Genomic DNA, 16,885 nt, shown 5'->3' on the forward strand with positions numbered 1-16,885 from the left:
CGTGCATCGAACACGATTGCCGCACGGGTATCGCCGCTTCGCGGCCCGGGGCGTTACTATCGTTTTACCCTTCAAAACAAGGGATAAAATTCAACATCAAATACTTCGTATGCCTTATTACATTTCGATGGATGAACGTATCTCGCTGACGATGACATTCACCCGCTGACTGCAACCAGGAAACCGTCGTGCTTCACGCGCGCGACGGCATCGTCCTCCTTCGCATGAACAGCGGCGGCCTCATCGCCCTTTTTCACCCTCGATTGACGCATTCTCATCACGTCTCTCACTTACAAACAAAAAACTTTCATTACGTTTTACTTTCATATATAACGACAGGGCATGTCGCGAACACGCCTGTCTCGCACATGTCCTCAGCCCACCCGTGCTAGCCGGTGGGCTTTTTTTTTCGTGCGTGCGCTTAATCGCAGGCTACATACAAATTCCTTTCATCAGTCGATTCGACTCGGTGAAAACCCCTCCAAGCTTTCGCTTGACTTACTTGATATATCACATATCGTATGGGATCTATCAGCGATGCATTTTGAGCGTCGCTGGTCGGAAGAGCCGCTTAGGCCCCCGCAAATACCTGGCAGGCAAGTTCGCAACTATCGTGCACGCGACCCGGGCAGGCGCCCATGCGCCGACTCGCGTCGACAAAGGAGACAGCGATGAAAACAGAGCATCAGGAAGGGCCGCAGTCGTGGTACGCATCACCGTGGGTGCAGCTCGTGTTCGGCGTGGTCTGCATGGCGATGATCGCCAACATGCAGTACGGCTGGACACTGTTCGTCAACCCGATCGACGAGAAGTATCACTGGGGCCGCGCGGCCATTCAGGTGGCGTTCACCATCTTCGTCGTGACGGAGACCTGGCTCGTGCCGATCGAAGGCTATCTCGTCGACAAGTACGGGCCTAAACCTGTGGTGGTCGGCGGCGGCCTGCTGTGCGCGGTGGCCTGGGTGCTCAACTCGATGGCCTCGTCGCTGCCGCTGCTGTATCTCGCGGCTGCTATCGGCGGGATCGGCGCGGGCGCGGTGTACGGCACGTGCGTCGGTAATGCCCTGAAGTGGTTCCCGACGCGTCGCGGTCTCGCCGCGGGCATCACGGCGGCCGGCTTCGGCGCGGGATCGGCGGCGACCGTCGTGCCGATTGCCAACATGATCAAGAGCAGCGGCTATGAAGCGACGTTCCTGTGGTTCGGCCTCGGCCAGGGCATCGTCGTGTTCCTGCTGGGCCTGTTCCTGCTCGCACCGCCTGCCACGCTGCTCGCATCCGCGAAGAACGCGGCGAAGCGCCTCGTCCACAACGCAACGCCGCGCGAAGTGATCTCCGCGCCGGTGTTCTGGGTGATGTACCTGATGTTCGTGATGATGGCGGCGGGCGGCCTGATGGCGACGGCGCAACTCGGGCCGATCGCGAAGGACTTCGGCCTGCACGACTCGCCCGTTTCGCTGCTCGGTCTGACGCTGCCCGCGCTGACGTTCGCACTGACCATCGACCGCGTGCTCAACGGTTTGACGCGCCCGTTCTTCGGCTGGATTTCCGATCGCATCGGCCGTGAGAACACGATGTTCGTCGCGTTCGCGATCGAGGCCGTCGGCATTCTCGCGCTGTCGAAATTCGGTCAGAGCCCGGTTGCGTTCGTCGTGCTGACGGGCATCGTGTTCTTCGCGTGGGGCGAAATCTACAGCCTGTTCCCGGCGACTTGCGGCGACACGTTCGGTCCGAAGTTCGCGGCGACCAACGCCGGTCTGCTCTACACGGCGAAGGGCACGGCTGCGCTGCTGGTGCCGTTCACGAGCATCGTCACGGCCGCTACGGGCAGCTGGCACGCCGTGTTCATGCTCGCGTCGGGCATGGCCGCCGTCGCGGCTCTGCTGGCGCTCTTCGTGCTCAAGCCGATGCGCCGCGCCTACGCGCTCCAGCATTCGGAGCCGTCGCTGGAAGTGCCGTACGGTTCATCGACGCGCATCAGCGACTCGGCGCGTATCTCGGCTGAAGGCGGCTGACGGGCAGCACGCGGTTTAACGTTGTCACAATGCCCGTCCGCCGGCGCGCGACGGGCATTCGTTCTTCTGCAACGCGAAGACGTACGCCGAACCTGGCGCACTCTGTAGCGGCGCGCGTGACACACTGCCCTCATCCCGCGGCAGTTGTCACGCTCGCGCGCCGTGCCTCCGGTACACGAAGGCCACAGTGCCGCTCTGGCACGAACCGTGCGCGCCCCGCTCTCGCCGATACGCACGCCGCCCCAACCAAGCCTCGCCAGCCGTCGATTCACCCGGCGTCCGTGTCGCCCTTCCGACACTGGCCGACCGAGAGAGGCGAATCCGATGGACCGCGAAGAGCTACTCGAAGACTGGCGCACGCTCGCGCTCGATATCGAGCATCAGGTGGAGAACGCGGTCATCGGGCAGCCCGAGACCATCCGGCTCATCAACGTCGCCCTGTTCGCGCGCGGCCACGTGCTGCTGGAAGGCGGCGTCGGCGTCGGCAAGACGACGATCCTGCGCGCCTTCGCGCGGGCGATCGGCGGCGACTTCGAACGCGTGGAAGGCACGATCGACCTGATGCCGGGCGATCTCGTCTATCACACGTATGTCGATGCCGAAGGCAGGCCGCGTATCGACCCCGGTCCGCTGATCAAGCATGGCGAGCGGCTTGCCACATTCTTCTTCAACGAGATCAACCGCGCGCGGCCGCAGGTGCAATCGCTGCTGCTGCGCGCGATGGCCGAGCGTTCCGTGTTCGCGTTCGATCGCGAGTACCGCTTCCCTCATATGACCGTGTTCGCCGACCGCAACAAGGTCGAGAAGGAAGAGACGTTCGAGCTGGCGGCCGCGGCGCGCGATCGATTCATGTTCGAACTGAATATGTCGACACCCGACGATGCGCCCGCGCGGCGCGCGCTCGTCTTCGATCCCGACTTCCACGACACGGACGCGCTGCTCGCGCGCGTGACGCCCGACGTGCTGCCGTGGCAACGACTGAACGCAATCGCCGCGAGCATCCAGCGCACGATCCACGCGAGCGAAGCGATCGAACGCTATGCGCTCGATATCTGGCGCGCGACCGAAAATCCGTCGCAGTTCGATATCGCGCTCGACGACGTCGACATGCAGCGCCTGATTCTCGCCGGCGCCAGCCCGCGCGGCATGAGCGCATTGCTGCGCGCGGCGCGCGTGGTCGCGTGGCTCGACGGACGCACGTATCTGACACCCGAGGACATTCACCGCGTGTTGCTGCCGACCCTCGGCCATCGCGTGTACTTCACGCCCATCTACGAGCTGCGCCGCCAGCAACTCTCCGACGCGCTGATGACGCAGATCGTTTCGCGAGTCGCCGCGCCGTGAACACGCTCGCGGAGTTCCAGTACCGGCTGCCCGTGCGCGTGTCGGGCGCGCGGCCCGGCGGGCATCGCGGATCGAGCGTCGGCATCGGCCAGGAATTTGCCGCGCACACACGGCTCTTCGATCATCCCGATCCGCGCCGGATCGATGTCCGCGCAAGCGTGCGCACGGTGCAGCGCGAATGGCTCGTGCGCGTGCACCGGCAGCGCGTGGCCGTGCCCGTGCATGCCGTCGTCGACGTGTCGGCGTCGATGCGCTTCGGCGGGGACAACACGAAGCTGGAAGTTGCCGCGGCCTTCGTCGAAGCGCTCGGACATAGCGCGTTCCGCATCGGCGATCCCGTCGGCATGCTCGCATTCGACGACGCCGCGCGCGAAGACCTGTTCGTACCCGCACGGCACGCGCGCGGCATGGGCGCGCTGATGGCCGAACTGTTGCGCGACAGCGCGCCGGATCGAACGCACCCGTCATCGTCGTCGCGCGAAACCGGCCTGCGCGACATTGCCACACGTCTCGCGGGCCGCGCGTGTCTCGTCTTTCTGGTGTCCGACTTTCATTGGCCGCTCGACGCGCTGCCCGATCTGCTCGATACGCTGACGCACGCGTGGGTCGTGCCCGTCGTCCTGTGGGACCGCGCCGAAGTGGAGCCGCCCGCGCACAACGGCTGGATGTCGCTGGTCGATGTCGAGTCGGGTGAAATGCGCTCGATGTGGATGCGCGATTCCGTTCGCGCGCGCTGGCGCGGCGCCGTCGCTGACCGTCGCGCGCAAATCGCCGCGCTGTTCGCGCGCCACGGCGTTCGACCGTTCTTCAATCAAGGCGCGTTCGATCCCGAAGCGCTCAGCCGCTATTTTCTCGAGTTGACGGCATGACGCGCGCCCGCCTACGCCCGACGATCGCACTTGTGCTCATGGCGCTATGTGCACACGCTGCCGCGGAACCCGCGACCGTGCAGCAGCCGCGCGCATTCGGCCATGTGCTCGGGGACCTCGTGACTCAGCAGGTGTTGCTCGATTCAGGCACCCCTCACAACGAACTCGCGGCGATGCCGTCGACGGGCCGCGTGAACGCGTGGCTCGAACGCCGTCCGCCGTCCCTCAGGACGGATGCCGACGGCCGGCGATGGCTGGTGCTCGACTATCAGGTGATGAACTCGCCGCGCGCGCTGACCGTCACGACGACGCCGCCGCTGCAACTGCGCCTCGCGTCGGGCAAGACGCTGGACGTTGCGCAAAGCCCGCTGTCGATCGGTCCGCTCGCGCCAGTCGCTGCCGCCGATGCGCAACGCCTCGCAGGCCTTCAACCCGACCGTCTGCTCGCAGCCGAATCGACGGCGCCGTTGCAGCGCGCATTGATCATGTGGAGCGCGCTCGCTTTCGCGGTGATCGTCGCGTGGCTCGGCTGGTGGCTCTGGCGCAACCGGCGCGATGCGCGGCGGCTTCCGTTCGCGAAGGCGTGGGCGCGCTTCGGCCGCGAGGACGACACGACGCTCGATGCGAATCCGGAAGCGTGGCGCGGTCTGCATCGCGCGCTCGACGAAGCGGCGGGACGCGTCGTGCTGTCCGGATCGGTGACGGACCTTGCGCAGAAAGCGCCGCATCTGCGCGAACTTCAGCCGCAACTGGAGCAATTCTTCCAGCGCTCGTCCGACCGCTTTTTCAGCGACGTTCCCGTGGCATCGCCGTTCTCGCTGCGCGATCTGTATCGCGCGCTGTATCGCGCGGAAAAGCGCCATCACCGATGAGCACGCCGCCCGACTTCCTCTATCCGTGGGCGCTCGTGCTGCTGCCGCTCGCCGCGCTGCCGCTGCTGCGCAGGAGCATCGATACGCTGCCGTATTCATGGGTCGCATGGCTGCCGCGCGACCGCGCGGGCCGCATGGTCGCGATCATCTGGCGCGCCGCCGCCGTGATCGCGCTCGCGGCTGTGATCGTCGGGCTCGCGGGACCGGGCTTTTCCGGCGAGCAGACGCGAATCACGGGTACAGGTGCCGAGATTCTGATTCTGATGGACGGCAGCGGCAGCATGAATCAGGCGATCAGCAGCGGCTCGATGAATGTCGCCGACGCGCCCACGGCGGGCGAGACGAAGAACCAGATGGCGCGCGATGCGATCACCGCGTTCGTCGCGCAGCGCGCGAACGACCGCCTCGCGTTCATGCTGTTCGGCACGCATCCGATGCTCGCCGTGCCCTTCACGCGCGACCGCACTGTGATCGATGCCGCGATCGCCGCAACGGGCGTTGGACGCGGCACGCCCGACACGCTGCTCGACCGCGGCATCCAGTCCGCCGTCGAACTGTTCGACGGCCGTCAGCGCACGAGCAGCCGCGCGATCGTGCTGGTCTCCGACGGCGGCGCGCGGCTCGACGACGTGGCGCGCGAACACATCCGTGCAGGGCTGGCGCGCAACGGCGTCGCGCTGTACTTCATCTATCTGCGCAGCGGCATCTACAGTCCCGATCTGCACGTGCGTCTCGCCGACGCCGATCATTCGCCCGAAGCCGAGCTGCATCGCTTCTTCCTGTCGCTGCCGACGGCCTATCGCCTGTATCAGGCCGACAGCCCGCAGCAGGTCGCGCGCGCGATGAGCGATATCGCACGCACGGAGAATGCGCCTGTGTCGTTCGTCGAGCGCTTGCCGAGACAGGATCGCAGCGCGTGGTGTTACGCGACGGCTCTGGTCTGCTGCGCGTTGCTGGTCGGCGTGTGGTTCATGCAAAGACGGAGCCTGCGATGAAGCGGCTGCCCATCCATCTGATGTTCGGCGCGGCGACGCTATGTTGCGCGGGCGTCGCCGGCTACTACGCCGTGCGGCTTCAACACATCGGGCAGTCGAATCGCGAAGTGGCCGCGATCGGTACGCAGCCGCGCGCGCAGTGGAGCAAGTCCGAACTCGAAAGCAACGACCCCGCCGTGCGCCTCGCGCAAGCCGTCGCGCTCGCGCGCGCGGGCCAGCATGCCGAAGCGGGCAAGCTCTACTACGATCTGTCGCGCGCGGCGTCTTCGAGCGAAGCGGGCCGCCTCGCCCTCTACGATCTCGCCAACATGTATCTGCGCGAAGCTGCGGGCGACGATGCGCAAGGCCCCGTGCGCTCGCCGCCGATGCTCGAAACCGCGAAGGCGCGCTATCGCGAAGTGTTGCGCGTCGACGCAGGCAACTGGGACGCGCGCTACAACCTCGAACGCGCGCTGCGGCTCGCGCCCGAAGCGCAGGACACCGCCGACGACACGAAGGACGTCAAGGAGCAGCACAACATCAACGTGCGCGGCGCGGCGCCGGAGGAATTGCCGTGAAGCGTGGCGCGCAATTCGGCAGACGTTATCTGCGCGGACGCTGGTGGCAGCTTCCGCTCGCCGCGCTGCTGCTCGCCGCTGCCGTGCTGATGCCGCCCGTCGAATTCAAACGGCCCGTGTTCCGCTATGTCGTCACGTTCGATATCACGCAGAGCATGGATGTCGAGGACGTCGCGCTCGGCGGCAAGCCGGCGAGCCGCATCGACTTCGCGAAGGCCGCGATCAGCGATGCGCTGCAGCACCTGCCATGCGGCTCGGAAATCGGCTGGAGCGTGTTCACGAATCAGCGTTCGCTGCTGCTCGTCGCCCCTGTCGAGCTTTGCAGCAACTACGATGCGCTGCTCTCGTCGCTCGATCAGATCGGCGGGAACATGCGCTGGATCAACAGCAGCGTGATCGCGCAAGGCGGCATCTATTCGGCGATCCGCGCCGCGACGGAACTCGGCCGCAACACCGACGTCGTGTTCATCACCGATGGCCAGGAAGCGCCGCCTGTCGCACCGAACGAAACGACCGTGCGAGATATTCCGCAGGGACTCGTGCACGGCTGGCTGATCGGCGTCGGCGGCGACCAGCCCGCGCCGATTCCGAAGACCAATGCCGACGGCGTGCGGACCGGCTACTGGCAGGCCGACGAAGTCCGGCAAGTGCGCCCCGAGCCCGGCGCGCCTGCCGTCGCCGAGAGTCATGAAGAGTTGTCGCAGCTCCGGGAAACGTATCTCGAAGCCGTGGCTGGGCATCTGGGCTTCGGCTATAGACGGCTCGTCGCACCGACTTCGTTGCGCGCGCCGCTGACCGATCCGCGCTACGCGCATGCGGTTCCCGTTGCGACTGATATCCGTTGGGTGCCCGCGTTGCTCGCGCTGATTCTGCTCGTATGGCGCTTTCTTCCGGTGCGACGCGGCGCGGGTGCGGATAAGCGTGTCAGTGCAGACTCCATTCGGGCACGCGCTTATTGAGTGCTTATTGAGTGCTTAATGAACGATGCAGGCATGCGGACTGCTGTCCTTGTCATCATTTTGCAAGGACAAGCGCTCATGCACTCGAACCCGATTTCACCCGTTTTGCGCCAGCTCGTTCTTTCGGCGGGCGTGTTCTGCGCGGCGATATCCCTGTCGACTTTCGCCGAAGCACAGATCACCGCACCGAGCGGCTCGCCGCCGCAAGAAAGCCGCACCGCGCCAATGGGCACGAACCCGCAAACGCCCGCGCCGCACACGCTTGAATCGGATACACCGCAAGCGGCCGAAGCAAAGCCGGACCAGCGCGAAAAGTCAAAAGCGAAGCCGGGACACAAGCCCGAAGGCGCGGGCGGCTTTGATAATGGGCTGTATGGGACGGGGCAGGGGAGTAACAAGTGAACTCTGCACTGCTACTTCACGGACCGCCCACGCGCTGAAGGCCCCCGACTCCCGGCCTACCCCTCACCAGCACGCGACCATCGCGTGACTGACATGTGCCCATGCGCTTTTCGATTGCCGGGTGGTTTCGCCTCTCGCGCAGCCACCTGAGACAAACCCTAACCCCCAACAGCCGCACCGCGCGCAACCCAACACAAGCCCTACATCCCTTTCACCAAGGCTACCAATATCCCAAATCGGCACGCACGCATTGCCGGTTTCGGCGTTGGCCCGATTTTTCGTCGATCTAAAGTCGCCTCACACAACCCATCTCAACTGGAGGCGACATGAGAATAAGGCGACGAACCGCGTCCATCGCGGCGACGCTGTCATTTGCCGCGGCCTGCACCGGCAGCGCGCATGCAATCGAAAAGCCCGAAGAACTGACCGTGCAGAAGCTGCCCGCATGGCATCCGCACGAAGTGTTCGTTGTCGACATTTCGATGCCGTCGATGACGGACGCGCGCATCTACATGTACGACGCCGACGCGAAGAAACTGCTCGGCCAGATCGACGCAGGCTTCGCACCGGGCTTTGCGATCTCGCCGGACCACAAGACGAGCTACGTGTCGACCACGTACTTCGCACGCGGCTCGCACGGCGCGCGCACCGACGTCGTCGAGATGACCGACAACGCGACGCTCGATCACACGGGCGAAATCGTCATTCCGCCGAAGCACGGCCAGCACGTGCCGTCGCCGTACAACACGACGTTTAGCGCGGACGGCAAGCGCGTTTATGTGACCAACATCACGCCTGCCGCATCGGTGACGGTGATCGATGTCGCATCGAAGAAGGTGCTCTCCGAAATCGACATGGCCGCGTGCGTGCTCGCCTATCCGTCGGGCAACGACCGCTTCACGGGCCTGTGCGAAAGCGGCAAGGCGCTGACCGTCACGCTCGACGCGAACGGCAAGGAAGCAAAGCGCGTGATGTCCGATGCGTTCATCGACGTCGATAAAGATCCTGCGTACATCAACGCGTCGCCGTATCAGGGCGGTTATCTGTTCACGACTTTCCACGGCATGGTGCGCAGCGCCGATTTCCGTGGCGACAAGCCCGTGTTCGGCAAGCCATGGTCGCTGCTGACGGACGCCGAGCGCGCCGAAGGCTGGCGTCCCGGCGGCATGCAACAGACAGCCGTACAGGCGAAGCTGCATCGCTATTACGTCGCGATGCACAAGGGTGAAGAAGGCTCGCACAAGGATCCGGGCACGGAAATCTGGGTGTACGACCTGCAGACGAAAAAGCGCATCGCGCGCTGGGATCTGTCGCAGCAGAAGATCGACCCGATCGCATCGATCCAGGTCAGCGAAGACGACAAGCCCTTGTTTTACGGCATCACGGGCACGTCGGATCTCGTCGTGATGGATGCGCGCACGGGCAAGCTGCAGAACGTCGAAAAGCAGGTCGGCAATACGTCGTCGCTGCTCGTCAATCCGTGAGGCCGACATGATGCTCGATCCTGTACTCGCGACGGGCGCGCAAGCCAGCACGGCGATTGTCGTGCTGCTCGGCGCCGTCGCCAAATGGCGGCGCCCGGCCGCGTTCCGTCAGGCGCTCGGCGACTACCGTCTGCTGCCCGACGCGTTGACGGCGCCCGCCGCCATCGCGATTGCGGCAGCGGAAACGGTCGGCGCCGCCGCGCTGCTGTTCCCCGATACGCGCGTGCCCGGCGCCATCGTGCTGGTCGCGCTGCTGCTCGCGTTCGCGGCGGGCCTCGCGTTCAACATCCTTCGCGGTCACACGGATATCGACTGCGGCTGCTCGGGCTTTGCTGCGACGCAAGCCACGACGCAGCAGAACGCGCCGCGCGGCATCGGCTGGTTCCATGTCGCGCGTGCGTTGCTGCTTGCGGCGCTCGCCGCCACTGCATTCATCGAACCTGCAACGCGTTCGATCGTGTGGCTCGACTACCTGACGCTCTTCTTTGCCGTGCTGCTGATCGTCTGCGCACTGCTCACTTTCGATGTGCTGCTCGCCAACGTGCCGCGCCTCTCTCACTTGAGGAATTCATGATGCAAACCGCTCTCACCGTTTCGACCGCGCTCCTGTGGATCGCCGTTCTCGCGCTCGGCGCGATCTGTCTCGCACTCGTCCGCCAGGTCGGCATTCTGTATGAACGCATCATGCCCGCAGGCGCGTTGATGATCGACAAGGGCCCCGCCGTCGGCGCGATCGCACCGACGTTCGAACTGTCCGACATTCGCGGCCAGCAAGTGAAAGTGGGCGGCATCGATGCGCAAGGCAAGGCCACGCTGCTGTTCTTCCTGTCGCCGACCTGCCCCGTGTGCAAGAAGCTGCTGCCGCTGTTGCCTTCGCTACAAGCGAGCGAATCGACGCCCGTCAACATCGTGCTCGCGAGCGACGGCGATGTCGCCGAACACCAGCGCTTCGCGCAGAAGCAGAACCTCGACCGCTTCCCCTATGTGCTGTCGCAGGAACTGGGCATGGCGTATCAGATCGGCAAGCTGCCGTATGCGGTGCTGCTCGACGAAAGCGGCAAGGTCCGCTCGAAGGGTCTCGTCAACACGCGCGAGCATCTCGAAAGCCTGTTCGAGGCGAAGGAACGCGGCGTCGCGTCGCTGCAGGAGTTCGTGCATGGCGATCATCGCCACGAACACGAGCAGCATGCATAACGCGTCGAACCCACTGACAACCTGAGCGGAGAACAATCACATGGGCGTTTTTGATTCATGGTTCGAGAAGTCGGCGCGCGGCGTCGCGCAGCGCAGTTCGCGGCGCAGCGCGATGGCGAAGCTCGGCAAGGTGCTGGTCGGTTCGGCAATGCTGCCGCTGCTGCCCGTCGATCGCACCGCGTATGCGGCCGATGCGGCTTCGGCTGCGTCAGGCGCATCGGGCGCAGCCGCATCGGGTGCAAGCGACGATCCGATGAGCTGCGACTACTGGAAGTACTGCGCAATCGACGGATGGCTCTGCAGCTGCTGCGGCGGCACGTCGAGCAGCTGTCCGCCGGGCACCACGCCGTCGCCGATCACGTGGATCGGCACTTGCCGCAATCCGCACGACGGCTCCGACTACATCGTCTCGTACAACGACTGCTGCGGCAAAACCTCTTGCGGCAAGTGCTTCTGCAATCGCAACGAACGCGAGAAGCCGCTTTACAAGCTGTCGCTCGACAACGACATCAACTGGTGCATGGCGAACGGCAATTCGAACTATCACTGTTCGGTTTCGGTCCTGCTTGGAGCAGCAAAGCAATGAAAGTGAAACACGCTGGAAAAATCGCGGCCTTCTGCATCGCGGCGGCTGCATCGTTCGCGATGACAGATGCCGCGCAAGCGCAGACGGTGCACTACCCCGCCGGCAAGAGCATGTTCGACGCGCAATGCGCGGTCTGCCATCAGGCGGGCGGCAAGGGGCAGGACGGTCTCGCGCCGCCGCTCACCGAATACCCCGGCAAGTACTCGACGACGTCGCAAGGCCGCACGCAGCTGACGACGACGGTCGTGCACGGCATGTTCGGCGAGATCAAGGTGCACGACAAAAGCTACAACTTCAAGATGCCGAGCTTCGCGAGCGCAAGCGACGAAGACCTGGCTCAGGTGTTGAACTACGTCGTGTTCGATCTCAACGCGCAGCACGGCGACGCGAAGCCGTTCACGGCCGCCGACATCAAGGCAGCACGCGCGCAGACGCTGGACAGCACCGCCGTTCACACGCAGCGGGCTGCCGTCGTGAAGGGGCTCGGCCTATGAACGCCGCCCGCGTGTCTCGTGCCGGCCATCGCGTGCACACGCAGCAGCCCGCGCGCGGCGTGCGGGCTGTCGCGCTGTGGACGGACGCAGCGCGCCGTGTATCGATGCTGCTGCTCGCGTGCGCCGCAACATCCGTAACGCCCTTGCCTGCCAATGCACAAAGCGCGTCCGATCCATCGCTTGCGCAACAGCATTGGGTGCTCAACTGCATGGGCTGTCACACGGCGACAGGCGGCGGCATTCCCGGCAAGGTGCCGCCGCTCGCGAACTCGCTCGGCTACTTCGAGCATCTGCCCGCAGGTCGCGAATACGTGATGCGCGTGCCGGGCGCGTCGAACTCGGCGCTCTCCGATCAGGAACTTGCCGACGTGCTGAACTGGCTGCTCACGACCAGGAATCGCGACGCGTTGCCGAAAGACTTCAAGCCCTATACCGCCGCGGAAATCACCCAGCACCGCCGCCCCGCTTACTCCGATGTCGCGACCGTGCGCGCCGGATTGATCCGCGATCTGCACGAGCGCGGCATCAAGGGCGTCGCCGACCGCTACTGAACATTCCCATCCAAAGGAAACGAACATGGAGACGAAGAATACTTTCCCGCTGCTCGACGCCACGCAAGCCTTCCTCGCAAAGCCGAAGAAGATGCTGATCGGCGCGGAGTGGACGGACGCAACGTTGGGCCGCACGATCGACGTCGTCAATCCCGCCGACGGCAGTGTGCTCACGCGCGTGCCCGAAGCGAACGAGCACGACGTGCAGCAGGCCGTCGCCGCCGCGCGCCGTGCGTTCGATGCCGGCCCGTGGCGCTCGATGAAAACCACCGACCGCGAACGCCTGCTGCTCAAGCTCGCCGATCTCGTCGAAGCGAACGCGCGCGAACTCGCGGAAATCGAATCGCTCGACAACGGCAAGCCGGTGATGGTCGCACAAGGTCTCGACGTATCGATGGCCGCGCAGTGCTTCCGCTACATGGCGGGCTGGGCGACGAAGATCGAAGGCAGCGTGATCGATGCAGGCATGCCGTACATGCCGGATAGTGAAGTGTTCGCGTACACGCGCAAAGAACCCGTCGGTGTAGTCGGGGCGATCATTCCGTGGAATTTTCCGCTGCTGATGGCCGCGTGGAAGCTCGCGCCTGCCCTCGCGACGGGCTGCACAGTCGTACTGAAGCCCGCTGAAGACACGCCGCTCTCCGCGCTGCGTCTGGGCGAGCTGATTCGCGAAGCGGGTTATCCGGAAGGCGTCGTCAATATCGTCACCGGTTATGGACACACGGCGGGCGCTGCGCTGTCGCGCGATCCGCGCATCGACAAGATCGCCTTCACGGGGTCGACGCAGACGGGCAAGCTGATCGGTCACGCGGCGCTCGACAACATGACGCGCATGTCGCTCGAACTGGGCGGCAAGTCGCCCGTGATCGTGCTGCCGGATGTCGATATCGATAAGGCCGCGCAAGGCGTCGCGAATGCGATCTTCTTCAACTCGGGCCAGGTGTGCACGGCGGGTTCGCGCGTCTATATCCACAGTAATGTGTTCGACAAGGTGATCGACGGTGTCGCGCAGATCGCGAAGAGCCTGAAGGTCGGCGCGGGCATGGACCCGTCGACGTTGATCGGCCCTCTCGTGTCCGCGAAGCAGCGCGACCGCGTGTGCGGCTATATCGATTCGGGCTTCGCGGAAGGCGCGCGCGCGGCAGCGGGCGGCAAGATGCTCGACAAGCCCGGCTTCTTCGTCGAGCCGACCGTGATGGTCGATACGAATCACACGATGCGCGTGGTGCGCGAAGAGATCTTCGGGCCGGTGCTGGTCGCCATGCCATTCGACGATGTCGAGAGCGCCGTGCAGCTCGCGAACGACACGCCGTATGGCCTTGGCGCGAGCATCTGGTCGAACGACATGTCGGCCGTCCACAAGCTGATTCCGCGCATCGCTGCGGGCACGGTATGGGTCAACTGCCACTCGCTGCTCGACAACGCGATGCCGTTCGGCGGCATGAAGCAATCGGGCTTCGGCCGTGAACTGGGTCGCGCCGTCATCGAGCAGTACACGGAAAGCAAGTCGGTGATGATCAATTACGCGTAAGCGGTTCACTTGTTACGTTGCCGGCGTGTGATGCGCCGGCAACGTAAGCGCGCTGCGCGCTCACGACGCAGACACAAAGAGACAAAGGGGAAGAGACATGAATCATCCGACGACGCCGCGCAAGATCGCGGCGGCGGTGGCCGCGCTCGCCGCGACGCTGGCAGCGCCCGGCATCGCGCATGCAGAAAGCAGCGTCACGCTATATGGCGATGTCGATGCGGGCATCACGTATACGAACAACCAGCAGGTCACGCATGCGGACGGCAGTGTCGGCGGCGGTCACAATTTTCAGTTCACGGGCGGCAATTCCGCGCCTTCGCGCTTCGGCCTGACGGGCAGCGAAGACATCGGCGGCGGCACGGCCGTCACGTTCAAGCTCGAGAACAGTTTCTATACGGGAAGCGGCAGCTTCGTGCAGGGCGGCACGCTGTTCAATCAGAATGCGTGGGTCGGACTCACGAACGAACGCTATGGCACGCTGACCTTTGGGCGCCAGTTCGACTCGTACACGAATGCCCTTGCGCCGTATGCGTCGAGCAACACGTGGGCGACGCTGTTCGGCTCGCATATCGGCGACGTCGACAACCTGAATGCCGCGTTGAATCTGAACAATGCCGTGCAGTACGTCAGCCCGACGTTTGCCGGCTTTTCGGTAAGCGGCACGTATTCACTGGGCGGCGTCGCGGGCGACTTCTCGCAAAAGCGCGGCTGGGCGGTTGCCGCGAGTTACAACACCGCGCCCTTCTCGTTCGGCATCGGCTATCTCGACCTGAACAATCCGCTCGATGCCGCGCTCGGCGGCGAGCAGGGTTATATCGGCGACTTTGCATGCTCGAATCCGACCGCAATGTATTGCGAGTTGCAGAACGCGCGTTCATTGAAGACGTTCGGCGTGGGCGGCTCATACACGTTCGGCCCGGCGACTTTCGGCCTCGTGTATACGCATACGAAGCTGGACGATAGCCAGTACTTCGCGAGCGCCGCGTTGCCGCAAGGCGCGGATGTGCGCTTCGATATCATCGAGGTGAATGCGACCTATGCGTTGTCGCCTGCCTTTACGCTCGGCGCTGCGTATATCTATAACTCGATGAAGACCGACGTGAGTGGCTCGCCGAAGTTTCATCAGGTGAACCTCGGTGCCACTTATAGTCTGTCCAAGCGGACGTCGCTTTATGCCGTTGGGATCTATCAGAAGGCTGCAGGGAGTGGGATCGGGACGGATCCCGTGACCGGGCAAGCTGTGATCTATGCGCAGATTCCTAATCTGCCGAACTCCACTTCCGATAAGCAGGTTTCTGTCATTGTTGGGATGAAGCATAGCTTTTGATTGATCGGGGATGTCAGTGGGTTTTTTGCTGTGCTGGCGTCCGCGATTTGTTTTTGTGCTGGCATCCGTGATTTGTTTTTGTGCTGGCATCCGCGATTTCGTATTGGTGCTTCAGGCGTTGCCCCTGTGCGGGGCGGCACTTACTTTCTTTGCCGCCGCAAAGAAAGTAAGGGAATCTCTGCAAAAGTCCTGGCATTGACGTGAGCTTGGACTATCCTGGGATCAGGAGACTTCATGGAGTGGCGTGATGACACAACTTGGTCTTGGTCTGGATCTGTCGACGAAGCGCACCCGCAAGCGCGAGTTTCTCGATGAGATGACGCGCGTGGTGCCGTGGCAGAAGCTGATTGCGCTCATCGAACCGCACTATCCGAAAGGCAAGACTGGCCGCCCGCCTTTTCCGATCCAGACGATGCTTCGCATTCACTTCATGCAACAATGGTTCAGCCTCTCGGACCCGGCGATGGAGGAGGCGCTGCACGACATCCCGCTGTACCGGGAGTTCGCGCTGCTGGGCACGGGCATGACGCGGCTGCCTGACGAGAGCACGATCCTGCGATTCCGGCACCTGCTTGAGGCCCATGAGCTGTCGGCCAGAATGCTGGCGACGGTCAACGAGATCCTGCAGGCGAAGGGCCTGATGCTCAAGGCGGGCTCGGCGGTCGACGCAACGCTGATTTCGGCACCCAGTTCGACGAAGAAGGCTGGCACGCGAGACCCGGAGATGAGCCAGACGCAAAAGGGCGGCAGCTGGTACTTCGGTATGAAGGCGCACATCGGAGTCGATGTGGAGTCGGGGCTGGTGCATACCGTCAAGTGCACGCCGGCAAATGTTCACGACATCACGGTGGCGCATGAACTGTTGCACGGCGACGAGGAGGTTGCGTTTGCCGATGCGGGCTACGTGGGCATCGAGAAGCGAGGCGAAACGGGGGCGGTCCAGTGGCACGTGGCGATGAGGCCGAGCAAGCGAAGAAAGCTGGACAAAAGCAAGCGGCTCGACAGAATCTACGAGAAAGTCGAGCGGCTCAAGGCGGGCGTGCGGGCGAAGGTTGAGCACCCGTTTCGGGTGCTCAAATGTCAGTTCGGCTATCTGAAGGCGCGGTATCGAGGCATGGCGAAGAACACGGCGCAGATCGAAACGCAGTTCGCGCTGATCAATCTCTGGTTGGCTCGCGGGGTGCTCGGTAAAGCGAAATGAAGGGCGAAGACGCCCCCAAAGGCGCAGCGTCCATGCGCAAGATGCGACCGGCATCGGTTCAACACAGCGTGAATGGGGACGCGAATTCCACTCCGCGCGTGCCAGTTAGAGATCCCAGGCAGAAAACGGGTTGTTCAGACCTTCCTAAGCAAAGAAAGCGGGCTAACACCGCCAATCCTTGTGTTTGCCTGCGGGCCCCCAACGGGTCCCGCACTCCACGCGGCATCGAGCTACCCAATGCGCGTTGCCAGCGCTCTCAGATTCGCCTCACCCACTTCACACTCCCGCGTCACGAATTGCGTTACCAGAAAGTTCACCGCCGCCCAGGTGGCAAACGGTGTGTAGGCCGTCGCGACGTACGTGCAACACTCCGGACTGAAAAGCGGGATCGGTGTCGTAGAAGCGCCAACGCGTAAGGTGCGACACCCTACACACAGTTTGCCACCTGGGCTGCGCAGACGATGCGCTGCCGCTGGCTGCGCTACGGATGATTGGAGTGGGTGATGC

General features: G+C 63.9%; 17 protein-coding genes. All 17 read left to right on the forward strand.

The annotated features are described in order from the left end of the window. Window positions 1-671 precede the first annotated feature (671 nt). The 17 genes from oxlT to FRZ40_RS20880 all read left to right on the forward strand — a co-directional run bounded on the left by oxlT (window position 672) and on the right by FRZ40_RS20880 (window position 16,378). Entirely contained in the window at window positions 672-2,012 is a 1,341-nt protein-coding gene (gene oxlT, locus FRZ40_RS20800) for an oxalate/formate MFS antiporter (RefSeq protein WP_028369522.1), read from the forward strand. Window positions 2,013-2,336: 324 nt separating this feature from the next. After that, window positions 2,337-3,356: an AAA family ATPase gene (locus tag FRZ40_RS20805; RefSeq protein ID WP_028369521.1), complete on the forward strand. Its 1,020-nt coding sequence runs from the start codon at window positions 2,337-2,339 to the stop codon at window positions 3,354-3,356. After that, on the forward strand, window positions 3,353-4,225 hold the full coding sequence (locus FRZ40_RS20810) for a DUF58 domain-containing protein (protein WP_028369520.1): 873 nt from the start codon (window positions 3,353-3,355) through the stop codon (window positions 4,223-4,225). Before FRZ40_RS20805 ends, FRZ40_RS20810 begins: the two co-directional genes overlap by 4 nt. After that, a complete protein-coding gene (locus FRZ40_RS20815; RefSeq protein ID WP_147235439.1) occupies window positions 4,222-5,097 on the forward strand; it encodes a hypothetical protein in 876 nt (291 codons plus the stop codon). Before FRZ40_RS20810 ends, FRZ40_RS20815 begins: the two co-directional genes overlap by 4 nt. After that, window positions 5,094-6,092, forward strand: a complete 999-nt coding sequence (locus FRZ40_RS20820) for a vWA domain-containing protein (protein ID WP_147235440.1) — start codon at window positions 5,094-5,096, stop codon at window positions 6,090-6,092. The genes FRZ40_RS20815 and FRZ40_RS20820 overlap by 4 nt, the downstream gene beginning before the upstream one ends. Beyond that, the gene (locus FRZ40_RS20825; RefSeq protein ID WP_028369517.1) at window positions 6,089-6,649 is read left to right on the forward strand and encodes a hypothetical protein; all 561 of its coding nucleotides are present in this window, start codon (window positions 6,089-6,091) and stop codon (window positions 6,647-6,649) included. Before FRZ40_RS20820 ends, FRZ40_RS20825 begins: the two co-directional genes overlap by 4 nt. Next, window positions 6,646-7,608, forward strand: a complete 963-nt coding sequence (locus tag FRZ40_RS20830; protein WP_147235441.1) for a vWA domain-containing protein — start codon at window positions 6,646-6,648, stop codon at window positions 7,606-7,608. Before FRZ40_RS20825 ends, FRZ40_RS20830 begins: the two co-directional genes overlap by 4 nt. 18 nt (window positions 7,609-7,626) lie before the next feature. After that, window positions 7,627-8,010, forward strand: a complete 384-nt coding sequence (locus FRZ40_RS20835; RefSeq protein ID WP_240057249.1) for a hypothetical protein — start codon at window positions 7,627-7,629, stop codon at window positions 8,008-8,010. Between the two features lie 326 nt (window positions 8,011-8,336). After that, window positions 8,337-9,494, forward strand: coding sequence for an amine dehydrogenase large subunit (locus FRZ40_RS20840; RefSeq protein ID WP_147235442.1), 1,158 nt, complete (start codon window positions 8,337-8,339; stop codon window positions 9,492-9,494). 7 nt (window positions 9,495-9,501) lie between these two features. Further along, on the forward strand, window positions 9,502-10,068 hold the full coding sequence (locus tag FRZ40_RS20845; protein ID WP_028369513.1) for a MauE/DoxX family redox-associated membrane protein: 567 nt from the start codon (window positions 9,502-9,504) through the stop codon (window positions 10,066-10,068). Continuing rightward, complete coding sequence (mauD, locus tag FRZ40_RS20850) at window positions 10,065-10,688, forward strand: methylamine dehydrogenase accessory protein MauD (protein WP_028369512.1); 624 nt, start codon at window positions 10,065-10,067, stop codon at window positions 10,686-10,688. The genes FRZ40_RS20845 and mauD overlap by 4 nt, the downstream gene beginning before the upstream one ends. 40 nt (window positions 10,689-10,728) lie before the next feature. Beyond that, window positions 10,729-11,274: a methylamine dehydrogenase light chain gene (locus FRZ40_RS20855; RefSeq protein ID WP_028369511.1), complete on the forward strand. Its 546-nt coding sequence runs from the start codon at window positions 10,729-10,731 to the stop codon at window positions 11,272-11,274. After that, on the forward strand, window positions 11,271-11,768 hold the full coding sequence (locus tag FRZ40_RS20860; protein WP_147235443.1) for a c-type cytochrome: 498 nt from the start codon (window positions 11,271-11,273) through the stop codon (window positions 11,766-11,768). Before FRZ40_RS20855 ends, FRZ40_RS20860 begins: the two co-directional genes overlap by 4 nt. Beyond that, window positions 11,765-12,319, forward strand: a complete 555-nt coding sequence (locus FRZ40_RS20865; RefSeq protein WP_028369509.1) for a c-type cytochrome — start codon at window positions 11,765-11,767, stop codon at window positions 12,317-12,319. Before FRZ40_RS20860 ends, FRZ40_RS20865 begins: the two co-directional genes overlap by 4 nt. Window positions 12,320-12,344: 25 nt before the next feature. Next, window positions 12,345-13,850 (forward strand): aldehyde dehydrogenase family protein, encoded by a 1,506-nt coding sequence (locus FRZ40_RS20870; protein WP_147235444.1) that lies wholly within the window; start codon window positions 12,345-12,347, stop codon window positions 13,848-13,850. 97 nt (window positions 13,851-13,947) lie between these two features. Beyond that, on the forward strand, window positions 13,948-15,177 hold the full coding sequence (locus tag FRZ40_RS20875; protein ID WP_147235445.1) for a porin: 1,230 nt from the start codon (window positions 13,948-13,950) through the stop codon (window positions 15,175-15,177). Between the two features lie 247 nt (window positions 15,178-15,424). After that, a complete protein-coding gene (locus tag FRZ40_RS20880; RefSeq protein ID WP_147233004.1) occupies window positions 15,425-16,378 on the forward strand; it encodes an IS5 family transposase in 954 nt (317 codons plus the stop codon). Window positions 16,379-16,885 lie beyond the last annotated feature (507 nt).

It is taken from the genome of Paraburkholderia azotifigens, assembly GCF_007995085.1.
GTDB classification, from domain to species: Bacteria; Pseudomonadota; Gammaproteobacteria; order Burkholderiales; family Burkholderiaceae; genus Paraburkholderia; species Paraburkholderia azotifigens.

Excerpts from the sequence above, each read along its gene's own strand:
- oxlT (WP_028369522.1), top strand. The coding sequence starts at position 672 with ATGAAAACAGAGCATCAGGAAGGGCCGCAGTCGTGGTACGCATCACCG.
- FRZ40_RS20805 (WP_028369521.1), top strand. The coding sequence starts at position 2,337 with ATGGACCGCGAAGAGCTACTCGAAGACTGGCGCACGCTCGCGCTCGAT.
- FRZ40_RS20815 (WP_147235439.1), top strand. The coding sequence starts at position 4,222 with ATGACGCGCGCCCGCCTACGCCCGACGATCGCACTTGTGCTCATGGCG.
- FRZ40_RS20820 (WP_147235440.1), top strand. The coding sequence starts at position 5,094 with ATGAGCACGCCGCCCGACTTCCTCTATCCGTGGGCGCTCGTGCTGCTG.
- FRZ40_RS20825 (WP_028369517.1), top strand. The coding sequence starts at position 6,089 with ATGAAGCGGCTGCCCATCCATCTGATGTTCGGCGCGGCGACGCTATGT.
- FRZ40_RS20835 (WP_240057249.1), top strand. The coding sequence starts at position 7,627 with ATGAACGATGCAGGCATGCGGACTGCTGTCCTTGTCATCATTTTGCAA.
- FRZ40_RS20840 (WP_147235442.1), top strand. The coding sequence starts at position 8,337 with ATGAGAATAAGGCGACGAACCGCGTCCATCGCGGCGACGCTGTCATTT.
- FRZ40_RS20845 (WP_028369513.1), top strand. The coding sequence starts at position 9,502 with ATGATGCTCGATCCTGTACTCGCGACGGGCGCGCAAGCCAGCACGGCG.
- mauD (WP_028369512.1), top strand. The coding sequence starts at position 10,065 with ATGATGCAAACCGCTCTCACCGTTTCGACCGCGCTCCTGTGGATCGCC.
- FRZ40_RS20855 (WP_028369511.1), top strand. The coding sequence starts at position 10,729 with ATGGGCGTTTTTGATTCATGGTTCGAGAAGTCGGCGCGCGGCGTCGCG.
- FRZ40_RS20860 (WP_147235443.1), top strand. The coding sequence starts at position 11,271 with ATGAAAGTGAAACACGCTGGAAAAATCGCGGCCTTCTGCATCGCGGCG.
- FRZ40_RS20865 (WP_028369509.1), top strand. The coding sequence starts at position 11,765 with ATGAACGCCGCCCGCGTGTCTCGTGCCGGCCATCGCGTGCACACGCAG.
- FRZ40_RS20870 (WP_147235444.1), top strand. The coding sequence starts at position 12,345 with ATGGAGACGAAGAATACTTTCCCGCTGCTCGACGCCACGCAAGCCTTC.
- FRZ40_RS20875 (WP_147235445.1), top strand. The coding sequence starts at position 13,948 with ATGAATCATCCGACGACGCCGCGCAAGATCGCGGCGGCGGTGGCCGCG.
- FRZ40_RS20880 (WP_147233004.1), top strand. The coding sequence starts at position 15,425 with ATGACACAACTTGGTCTTGGTCTGGATCTGTCGACGAAGCGCACCCGC.